At 62.1% G+C, this 10,722-nt stretch carries 8 protein-coding genes and 1 pseudogene; 5 read left to right on the top strand and 4 right to left on the bottom strand.

The features are described from left to right. The 3 genes and pseudogenes from QZ522_RS01730 to QZ522_RS01720 all read left to right on the top strand — a co-directional run. Nucleotides 1–413, top strand: a pseudogene (locus QZ522_RS01730) (cobaltochelatase subunit CobT); the annotation flags it as partial. After that, nucleotides 413–2,233 (top strand): aminopeptidase P family protein, encoded by a 1,821-nt coding sequence (locus QZ522_RS01725; protein ID WP_294606804.1) that lies wholly within the window; start codon nt 413–415, stop codon nt 2,231–2,233. The pseudogene QZ522_RS01730 and the gene QZ522_RS01725, both read left to right, overlap by 1 nt. 57 nt (nt 2,234–2,290) lie before the next feature. Next, entirely contained in the window at nt 2,291–2,632 is a 342-nt protein-coding gene (locus QZ522_RS01720; RefSeq protein ID WP_294606802.1) for a DUF427 domain-containing protein, read from the top strand. A gap of 346 nt (nt 2,633–2,978) precedes the next feature. On the opposite strand, the gene QZ522_RS01715 is transcribed toward QZ522_RS01720, so the two are convergent. After that, nucleotides 2,979–4,667, bottom strand: coding sequence for a chloride channel protein (locus tag QZ522_RS01715; protein WP_294606801.1), 1,689 nt, complete (start codon nt 4,665–4,667; stop codon nt 2,979–2,981). A gap of 87 nt (nt 4,668–4,754) precedes the next feature. On the opposite strand from QZ522_RS01715, the gene QZ522_RS01710 reads away from it, so the two are divergent. Together QZ522_RS01710 and QZ522_RS19055 are read left to right on the top strand one after the other, a co-directional pair. Then, on the top strand, nt 4,755–6,131 hold the full coding sequence (locus QZ522_RS01710; protein WP_294606798.1) for an FAD-linked oxidase C-terminal domain-containing protein: 1,377 nt from the start codon (nt 4,755–4,757) through the stop codon (nt 6,129–6,131). A gap of 379 nt (nt 6,132–6,510) precedes the next feature. Further along, nucleotides 6,511–6,864 (top strand): HNH endonuclease, encoded by a 354-nt coding sequence (locus QZ522_RS19055; RefSeq protein WP_365353305.1) that lies wholly within the window; start codon nt 6,511–6,513, stop codon nt 6,862–6,864. 139 nt (nt 6,865–7,003) lie between these two features. Here QZ522_RS19055 and recN read toward each other — a convergent pair whose 3' ends face one another. The 3 genes from recN to lpxC all read right to left on the bottom strand — a co-directional run bounded on the left by recN (nt 7,004) and on the right by lpxC (nt 10,562). Further along, nucleotides 7,004–8,653: a DNA repair protein RecN gene (gene recN, locus QZ522_RS01705; protein ID WP_294606796.1), complete on the bottom strand. Its 1,650-nt coding sequence runs from the start codon at nt 8,651–8,653 to the stop codon at nt 7,004–7,006. Between the two features lie 26 nt (nt 8,654–8,679). Next, nucleotides 8,680–9,528, bottom strand: coding sequence for an outer membrane protein assembly factor BamD (locus QZ522_RS01700; RefSeq protein WP_294606794.1), 849 nt, complete (start codon nt 9,526–9,528; stop codon nt 8,680–8,682). Between the two features lie 113 nt (nt 9,529–9,641). Then, nucleotides 9,642–10,562: a UDP-3-O-acyl-N-acetylglucosamine deacetylase gene (gene lpxC / locus QZ522_RS01695; protein ID WP_294606808.1), complete on the bottom strand. Its 921-nt coding sequence runs from the start codon at nt 10,560–10,562 to the stop codon at nt 9,642–9,644. Nucleotides 10,563–10,722: the final 160 nt, after the last annotated feature.

The following is a 10,722-nucleotide window of genomic DNA, read 5'->3' as shown; positions in this document are numbered from 1 at the left end:
GCCGCACGCGGGACAATCTTGGCCTGATGATGAAAGAGGGGCTGCTCAAGGAAAACATCGACGGTGAGGCGCTTGAATGGGCGCACCGGCGCATGGTGGCCCGCAAAGAGGTGCGCAAAATTCTGATGGTGATCAGCGACGGCGCCCCGGTCGATGATTCAACTTTGTCTGTTAACCCCGCGAATTATCTGGAAAAACACCTGCGCGACGTGATCGACATGGTCGAGCGGCGCAAACAGGTAGAGCTTTTGGCAATCGGCATCGGCCATGACGTCACCCGCTATTACGAACGCGCCGTGACGATCACCGACGCCGATCAGCTTGCCGGCGCGATGACCGAACAGCTTGCCGCGCTGTTTGACAGCGACCCGCGCGCGCGGGCCCGCGTCATGGGCATCAAGCGGGCGATGTGATGTTCCAGTCCTTTGACGACACCGCCCGCCCAGAGCAGGGGCCGCCCCGCCTTGCCGCGCTGCGCGCCGCGATGGCCAGCGCCGGTCTGGACGGGTTCCTTGTGCCGCGCGCTGATGCGCATCAGGGTGAATATGTCGCCGCCTGCGATGACCGGCTGGCCTGGCTGACAGGGTTTACCGGCTCTGCCGGCTTCTGTGCCGTGCTGCCGGATGTGGCCGGGGTGTTTGTCGATGGGCGCTACCGCGTCCAGGTCAAGACGCAGGTCGATACCAAACATTTCACGCCGGTTGACTGGCCCGAGATCCTGCTTGGTGACTGGCTAAAACAGCACCTGCCGAATGGCGGCGCGGTTGGCTTTGATCCCTGGCTTTACACGGTAGAACAGCTTGAGGCGCTTGAAAACGCCCTGACGGGCAGCGCCATCACCCTGCACGCCGTCGAGAACCAGATTGACCGGATCTGGCCCGACCGTCCGGCGAGACCGCGCCAGCCGATGACAATTCAGCCTGATGATCTGACCGGAAAGTCCCACGGCGAAAAGCGGCAAGAGCTTGGCGCGACGCTTGAGAAATCCGGCAAGCGCTCTGCGGTGCTTGCCTTGCCGGATTCGATCTGCTGGCTGCTCAACATTCGCGGCTCTGACATTCCGCGCAATCCGATTGTTCAGGCCTTTGCCCTTCTCGACTGGACCGGCGAGGTAACCCTGTTCAGCGATGCCACCGCCGATGAAGCCCTAAAGGCGCATCTTGGCGATCACGTGCATCTGCGCCCCTATGGTGATCTTTTGGAGGCTCTTAGCGCCGCAAAGAGCGTCACCTATCAGATCGACCCGGCCTCGACCCCGGCCATCGTGCTCAGCCATCTCGAAGCCCTGGCGGCGACACCCGGCAACGACATCGCGACTGTGCGCGGCGATGATCCCTGCATCCTGCCCAAGGCCTGCAAGACCAAGGCCGAGATTGCCGCAACCCGCGCGGCCCATCTGCGCGACGGGGCGGCCGTCTGTGAATTCCTGAGCTGGTTTGACGCGCAATCCCCCGGCACGATCACCGAGATAGACGTGGCCACCCGTCTGGAGGCATGCCGCGCCGCAACCGGCAAACTTTTGGATATCAGCTTTGACACCATCGCGGGCAGCGGCCCCAATGGCGCGCTGGCGCATTACCGGGTGACCACCTCAAGCAACCGTATCCTGCAAAATGGCGATTTGCTGGTGCTGGATGGTGGCGGGCAATATCTTGACGGGACCACCGACATCACCCGCACCCTGCCCGTCGGCGATGTGGGCGCGGATGAGCGCGCGGCGTTCACGCGGGTACTTCAGGGCATGATCGCGGTGTCGCGGCTTCGCTTTCCCGCCGGTCTTGCGGGGCGCGACCTTGATGCGATTGCGCGCTATCCGCTTTGGCTTGCGGATCAGGACTATGGCCATGGCACCGGGCATGGCGTCGGCGTGCATCTTTGCGTGCATGAGGGTCCGCAGCGCCTGTCGCGCGCCGGCGAGGTGGCCCTGAAACCCGGCATGATCCTTTCGAACGAGCCGGGCTATTACCGGGAGGGCGCCTTTGGCATCCGCATCGAAAACCTTTTGGTGGTCACCGAGGCAAGCCTGTTGCCCGGCGGGGATTTCACGGGCAAACTCTGCTTCGAGACTCTGAATTTCGTACCCATCGACCGGCGCCTGATCGACAGGGATATGTTGACAGACCCCGAGCGCGACTGGCTTAACGCCTATCATCAGGCGTGCCGCGACAAAATCGAACCTCGGCTCTCGGGGCAAGCCCGGTTATGGTTGGTTCAGGCGACGCAACCGGTCTGACACCTGCCTGTCATCAAGCGGCGTCAGAATAATAAATAAAGACAATAGGGATGGAACATGGCCGATATCACAATTCGCAATGCAGAAGGCACATGGACAGTTCGCGCAGGCGGCGCCGTTCTGGCCGAAACCAAGAATGCGCTTGAGTTGATCGAGGGCGAGTATCCGCCGGTCTATTACTTCCCGCGAGAAGACATCGCGATGGCCTTTCTCGATGAAAGCCCGCAGACAAGCCATTGCCCCCGCAAGGGCGACGCACGGTTTTTCTCGATCGTGACCAAGAGCAAAACCCTTGAAAACGCCGCCTGGAGCTATGAAGCCCCCAAACCCGCGGTGGCCGAGATCAAGGATCACATCGCGTTTTACCCAAGCACAACCGTCGCCGTCGAACGGGTCTGACCGCCTTGACCCACAGGTGCTGGCCGTTCCCGCACCTGCGATTCAGACCCGACAGTGGCGGCAAGGTGATATCCGAATGGTGCCGTTGCAAACGCGCCCGCCCGAGGGGGCGGACGGGCGCTGCGCGGCGGCGCCTTGATTCCGCGCATTCATGCGTAAGGCGAACGGCAACGCAAGGCCCTGCCTAACGCATGCCCCCTTTCCGCTGGAAACCTCGAATTGAACTCGGAGCGGCGCTTCGTAGCAATGTGTGTCACCCTCCGCTTTGGTCCGTCCCTTCGTCAGGCATGGTGCTGCCGGCGCAGAATGGCATTTCCAGAACCGTGGACTGTTCGATAGCGCGCGCCTAGCTGTGCTCTTCCTCCGAGACCGCCGCCAGGGCGCGGTTATAGGCCTTGAGGGCGTCCACATGGAACAATGCGCCCACAAGCTCGGGCGGCTTGTCCTCGCCCGCGAGGGTGACCACCGGGATGAACGGCATCGGAGCGCGGTCAAACACCGGCATGGCCGCCTCAAGCGTGGCGTTGGCGTCGATATAGACGCCCTGTTCGATCAGCGCCCAGCACTCCTCTTCCGAGGCCGGGTTTGCATCTTTTTGCGTCCGCATCAGCTTGGACACCCGGAACATCCCCAACAGATAGGCCTGTGGCCCCGCCGCAAGCTGTATGCCGCGCTGGCTAAGCTGGGTCAGGAAGAACGAGCGCCGCACAAGCTGTGAGCCAAGCGCGGTGGACATCGACACCGCCACCATCACCGCAAGCCCGGTCTGCCAGTCGCCGGTCAGCTCGAACACGATCAGCGTGGTCGAGATCGGCGCCCCAAGCACCGCCGCCGCCACCGCCCCCATGCCCGCAAGCGCGTAGAGCGTGTGCGAGCCAGAGACCTCGGGGAAGACCGAGGTCGCGACAAGCCCGAACGCCAGCCCGGTCAGCGCGCCGACCATAAGAGAGGGCGAAAACACCCCGCCGCCCATGCGCCCGCCGATGGTGATCGCCACCGCGACCACCTTGAGCATAGCAAAGATCACCGCTTCATGCAGCAAAAGCTGGCCGGTCAGGGCGGCCGAGGTGGTCTCGTATCCGACGCCGATGATATGCGGGAACCAGATCGCCATCAGCCCGAGCAAGGCCCCCGCCCCCGCCGGGCGCAGCCATCTTGGCATGCCGGTGCGTCTCTGTATCCGTCCGGCCACGCTTTCGGCCAGAAAGATCGCCCGCATAAGAGCGGCAGCGACAAAGCCACAGACCAGCCCCAGCAACAGAAAGGCCGGCAGTTCCACGTAAAATTCAAGCGCACTTGCAACCGGCAGGGCGAATTCGGTCACATCGCCGAATTCCAGCCGGTTGATCACCGTGCCCGCCACGCTTGCGATCACGATGGGGGCAAAGGCATGCACCGCGAAATGGCGCAGGACCACCTCAAGCGCGAACAGGGCGCCCGCAATCGGCGCGTTGAACGAGGCCGAGACCGCAGCCGCCACGGCACAGCCCAACAAATCGCGCCCGGTGATTCCATCAGCGTGGATCTTGTCGCTGACCCAGCTTGAAATCACCCCTGCCATATGCACCACGGGCCCCTCACGCCCCGAAGAGCCCCCCGATCCCAGCGTGATCAGCGAGGCCAGTGCCGAGGCGATTCCTTCGCGCTGCTCGACCCGGCCCTCATAGATTGCCGACCCTTCGATCACGTCTGACACAGACCGCACCCGCCCATCCGGCGTGAAACGATGCAAGATCAGGCCCACCGCCAAACCGCCCGCAATCGGCAGGATCAACACCCAGAACCACGGCAGGTTCTGCGCAAAACTGTGCAGTTGGGTGGCGTCGGAGGATCCGTAAAGCAGCCCCTGAAGCGCATTGATCCCCTTGCGGAACAACAGGGCGGCCACTCCGGCGGCGATCCCGATCAACAGCGCGATAAGCCAGAACTGAAACTGGCTTGGACCGCGCTTGCGCAACACCTTCCATCCGTCCCGCACCGTCTCGGCGACCATGTCGCAAGCCTGCCGCCAGAATGATCCTTCCTGTTCCTGCATCAACCTTCCAATAGGTAGGGCGGGCACGCTTTCGCAACGGCGCGGCATCGCCTAGGGTAAAGCGACACTCACGATGAAAGACCGAACATGGGCATTCAGAACGCAATCGCCGAACTTATAACATCTCTAGGCCAACAGGTAACGCGGTCCAAGTCCGATCTGGACCTGCATGGGCGAAGCGAGTCGCATTTTGCGCTCTCGCCTCCGGATGCGGTGGTTTATCCCGAAGATACCGCGCAGGTGGCCGAGATCATGACGATCTGTGCGCGCCATCGCTGTCCGGTGGTGGGCTGGGGCACGGGCACCTCGCTTGAGGGGCAGTCACAGGCCTTCCAGGGCGGGGTCGTGGTCGATTTCAGCCGGATGAACCGGATTCTGAACATCGCCGCCGAGGATATGACAGTAACGGTGCAACCCGGTGTGACGCGCGAGGCGCTGAACGAAGAGTTGCGGGCCACCGGGCTTTTCTTTCCGGTCGATCCGGGCGCCAATGCCTCGCTTGGGGGCATGGCCGCGACCCGCGCAAGCGGCACCACCGCCGTGCGGTATGGCACGATGCGCGACAATGTGCTTGCCCTGGAGGTGGTCAGCGCCAACGGCGAGGTGATCCGCACCGGCACAGCCGCGCCCAAATCCTCTGCGGGATATGATCTGACCGGGCTTTTTGTCGGCTCTGAGGGCACGCTTGGCCTGATCACCGAATTGACCCTGCGGCTTCAGGGCACGCCCGAGGCAATCTCGGCGGCTGTCTGTGCGTTCGAGAGCGTCGGCGATGCGGTTGGCGCGGTGATCGACACCATTCAATGCGGCGTCCCGATGGCGCGGATCGAACTGATGGACACCGAGAGCGTCCGCGCGGTCAACGCCTATGCCGGGATGAGCCTGGCCGAAAAGCCGCATCTGTTGCTGGAATTTCACGGCACCGACGCCTCGGTCAAGGAACAGGCCGAGAGTTTCGGCATGATCGCCGGGGATCATGGTGGCTCGGGGTTTGACTGGGCCAGCCGCCCCGAGGACCGCAGCGCGCTCTGGACCATGCGCCACAATGCCTATTACGCCATTCTCGCCGCCCGCCCCGGCGCGCGCGCGATTGTCACCGATATCTGCGTGCCAATCTCGAAACTGGCCACCGCCATCGAGGAAACCCGCGCCGATCTTGAACGCGCGGGTGTTCAGGGGCCGATTTTGGGCCACGTGGGCGACGGCAATTTTCACGCCATCCTTCTGGTCGATGAAACCGCCCCCGAAGAGGTGGCCCGCGCCAAGGCGGCCTCTGACCGGATGGTCGAACGTGCGCTTGCGCTTGGCGGAACGATCACCGGCGAGCACGGCGTCGGCATTGGCAAACTTGGTTACATGACGCAGGAACACGGCGGCGGTTGGGCGATGATGGGGGCGATCAAGGCGGCGCTTGACCCCGACAACATCCTGAACCCCGGCAAACTGGTACCGCCGCGCAACTGACGACCGAAACGCCGGAACAGGGCCCCCGCCGAATGTGTTGATGATCACACCCCTTGGCCGTTCCGCGCAACGGGGCAAGTCCGCTTTGGGCCCAAACCTCTTCATTGGGTCCGTGCAAAGTTGGGCTTACTTTTCCAGTCTAGAACAGCCCCAAAGAGAATTGCAGGATGTCAGCTTTGTTTTTGTAGCTTTTCATTACGAACACAAGACCGTTTGATCTGTGATTGACAGACGCCAAATTAATGATGAGACTAAGCGCGCGGAGCATCATCCAGAAGGAGGTTTCCGTGGGGATGAGCTAAGGTACTGATCCAAAAGGCAGCGCCTGCGAAGCAGTAGTACACTTTCGCACCCGGTTCTCGATTTATTTCGAAACCAGATGGGTGTTGTGTCTATGCAACTACAGAAAATCCGAAAAGAAAAATACACCGCACAAGGTCGTCGTTGCTTTTATTGTGAGCAACCGATGTGGTCTGGGTCGTCGAAACACTTCCAGTTGGTGCATTCCATTTCAGAGCGTCAGGCACGTTGGTTCCAATGCACGGCAGAGCACTTGTTGGCTGCATCTGAAGGTGGTTCCATTTCGCCGACGAACATTGTTGCTGCCTGTAAATTCTGCAACAACACTCGTCATCGGTCGAAGCAGCCGCTTTCGCCGAAAGCCTACAAGCAAAAAGTGCTTAGCCGATTGGAGGCCGGACGTTGGTTGAGGTTAGATTCACCGACCACTTGACAAAGTAGAAGCTGAAAGCAGCAATTGCTAAAAATAGCCCTATGTCGATAACGCGCAGAGTTAAGGCAAACCGCTATTAAATCTGGAACGGCCCCTCCGTCCCTACGGCCGACCGTCGAACAGACCTGGGAAAGCCTGCCTAACTGCCCATCAATGCCTCGGCGGCGGCGCGGGCTTCGGGGGTGATGTGTTCGCCCGAGAGCATGCGCGCGATCTCGTCGACCCGGTCGCCCTTGAGCATCGGGCGCACGGTTGACAGGGTCTGGTCGTTCTCGACCCGTTTTTCCACCCGCCAGTGATGCGCCGCCTTGGCCGCGACCTGTGGCGAATGGGTGACCACGAGCACCTGACCATTGCGGGCCAGTTGCGCAAGCCTGCGGCCCACCGCATCGGCGGTGGCCCCGCCGACGCCGCGGTCGATCTCGTCGAAAATAAGCGTCAGGCCGCTTTCCGTGCCGGTCAGACAGACCTTGAGCGCCAGCAAAAAGCGGCTCAACTCGCCACCCGAGGCAATCCTGGCAAGCGGGCCTGCCGGCGCGCCGGAGTTGGTGGCGACGCTGAATGTGACCTCGTCCTGCCCGCTCGGGCCCGGCTCGGTCGGGGTGATACGGGTCTCGAAGACCGCCCGCTCCATCTTGAGCGGGGCAAGTTCTGCGGTGACAGCGCGGTCAAGCGCGGTGGCGGCCTTGCCGCGCGCGGCGCTCAGGGCCCCGGCGGCTTGGGCATAGGCGCTCTCGGCCTCTGACAGGGCCGCGCCAAGCGCCTTGAGATCGGCATCCCCCTGATCGAGCGCGGCAATCTGGCGGCGCAATCCATCGGCAAAGTCGCCAAGATCATCCGGCAGCACGTCATGCTTGCGGGCAAGCGCGCGGATAGCGAAAAGCCGCTCTTCGGCCTCTTCAAGTTCGAGCGGATTGAAACTGAGCGCCTCCAGACAGCGGGTAACGCCGCTGGCCGCCTCGTCAAGCTCGACCAGCGCGCGGCCTATGGCGGCAATCGGCTCGTCCAGTTGTCCCCCGGCCTTGTCGGCGACGCCGTCCAGCCAGCGCAACGCATCGGCGGCGGCCCCCTCGGCTCCCTCGTTGCCAAGCACCTGCGCGGCGCGCGCAATATCCTCGCGGATACGCTCGCCCGATTGCATCAGGCGGCGGCGGGTATCAAGCTCTGCTTCTTCGCCGGGTTGCGGGTCGAGCGCGTCAAGCTCGCCGACCGCGTGGCGCAGGAAATCCTCTTCGGCGCGCACTTTGGCCAGGGCCGCCTCTGCTGTCTCAAGCGCCTTGCGCCGGGCTGCCACATCGCGCCATGAGGCACGCGCCGCGTCGCGCAGGGCACCAAGATCGCCATAGGTATCAAGCAGATCACGATGGCCCTTGGGGTTCAAAAGCCCGCGATCATCGTGCTGGCCGTGCAACTCAACCAGCGTTTCCGACAAGCGGCGCAACACCTCGCCCGAACAGCGCCGGTCGTTGACCCAAGCCGTCTTGCGCCCGTCGGCGGCATTGACGCGGCGCAGGATAAGTTCGTCTTCTTCGGGAAGCCCCGCCTCGCGCAGGACGGCGCGCGCGGGATGATCGGGGGCGATGTCGAACACCGCGACCACCTCGCCCTGTTCGGCCCCGGCGCGCACAAGCTCTGCCCGGCCCCGCCAGCCAAGCACGAACCCAAGCGAATCCAGCAGGATCGACTTGCCCGCCCCGGTCTCGCCGGTCAGCACGTTGAGGCCCGGCTGAAACACAAGATCCAGCCGGTCAATGATCAGCATGTCGCGAATATCGAGACCCCTGAGCACCTTGCCCTGCCCCCCTCAGTTCCGGGTTACAGCCACCGGCCCTGGATCATCTGCCGATAGACCTGCCGCAGCCAGTTATCGCCCGCCGCTTCCAGCGTCAGACCCCGGCCCGTCAACAGTTTATAGCTGTCCTCGTACCATTCGGTGCCACGGAAGTTATAGCCAAGGATGGCCCCGGCGGTGCGCGCCTCATCGGTCAGGCCAAGCGAAAGGTAGGCCTCGACCAGACGGTGCAGCGCCTCGGCGGTGTGGGTGGTGGTCTGAAAATCCTCGACCACGACACGGAAGCGGTTGATCGCCGCTGCGAAATGATCGCGGCGCAGGTAATAGCGCCCGATTTCCATCTCCTTGGCGGCGAGATGATCAAAGGCCAGATCGAATTTCAGGATCGCCGAGGAGGCATACTCGCTATCGGGATAGCGTTCGATCACTTCGCGCAGAGACTGAAGCGCCTGAAAGGTAAGCCCCTGATCGCGGCCGACTTCGTCGATCTGGTCATAATAGCTCAGCGCCAGAAGATATTGCGCATAGGCGGCGTCTTCGTCGGTCGGATAGAAATCAATGAACCGCTGCGCGGCGGCACGGCTGTTTTCATAATCCTTGTCCTGATGATGGGCATAGGCCTGCATGATCACCGAGCGCTTGGCCAGTTCCGAATAGGGATAAAGCCGCTCGACCTCGGCAAAGCTTTTGGCGGCAAGGTCAGGGTCGCGCTGAGCCAGATCATATTCACCACGCTCAAAAATCTGCTGCGCCGTGTAATTCTCGTAATTGACTGTGCCACGCTCGACGCTCTCTTTGTTAGAGCATCCGGCTGCTGCGACTACCACAAGAAGGGCACCGACCAGTTTTGCCCGGGACTTGCCGACATTCATGCGCGATCTCACCTTTAATTACGAAAACAGGGGGTTGGCCCCATGTGTCGCCTTGGTCCTAGCACAGAATTTTCCGGTGCAAAACGTCTTTGGCACATTTCTGCGCCCCGATCTCAGGCTACTTGCGGAATTTCACCCCAATGCACACCTGCCCCCGGCAAACGGGCGGCGGTTTCGGCGTCGCATTCGACCACCTCAAAGGCGCTCTTATCCGCGAAAAGCGCGCGCAAAAGGGTGTTGGTCAGCGCATGACCGGCACGAAAGCCGTGGTAATGACCAAGGATAGGCAGGCCCGCAAGGCCAAGATCGCCAAGCGCATCAAGCATCTTGTGGCGCACGGCCTCATCCGCGTGACGCAGGCCGCCGGGGCTAAGCACCTTTTCGCCATCCACGACCACCGCGTTTTCAAGTGTCCCGCCAAGCGCAAGACCGTTGGCGCGCATGTGATCCACATCCGCCTTGCGGCAGAACGTCCGGCTGTTGGAAAGTTCGCGCACGAAGCTGCCATTCGACATGTTCAGGATCTTGCTCTGAACGCCGATCGCGGCATCCTCGAAATCAATGTCGAACTTGATCCGAAGCGTATCATTCGGCGTCAGGCGGGCCCAGGCAGAGCCGCGGCGCACTTCTACGGGGCGCAGCACCCGCAGCGCCCTGACCGGATCGGCAAGCTGACGCAGGCCATTGGCAAGGATGCCACGCACGAAGGGGGCGGCACTTCCGTCAAGGATCGGGACTTCGGGGCCGTCCACGTCAACAACCGCGTTGTGTACGCCACAGCCGACGAGCGCCGCCATCACATGTTCAACGGTGCTGATCGACACGCTGTCAGCATTGACCAAGCGCGTGCAGAGCGGCGATTGCTCGACAAGGTCCCAGAGGGCGGGAATTTCGTTTTCACAGTCGGTGATGTCAACGCGACGGAACACGATCCCCGTACCGGCAGGCGCGGGGTGGATCGTCAGGTTCGCGGGTTCCCCCGAGTGCAAACCAACGCCCTCAAAGGTCACAGGATATGTGATCGTCCTCTGCAAAACAGCCAATGCCCCCCATGGCACAAGTACATTCATTTTTAGATGTTTACCGTTTAGGGGGCTGGCAGAGAATGCTCAACTCAATCTTTGTAACCGTTTGAAACATGTCGCCCGCCTGCATGGGCGACTTTCCGCCCACTTGATTTTTTTGCCGCCAGGG

This window comes from uncultured Roseovarius sp., from assembly GCF_913054395.1.
GTDB lineage: Bacteria > Pseudomonadota > Alphaproteobacteria > Rhodobacterales > Rhodobacteraceae > Roseovarius.
Note: the sequence above shows the minus strand (reverse complement) of the source record. Positions and strands in the feature narration are given on the sequence as shown.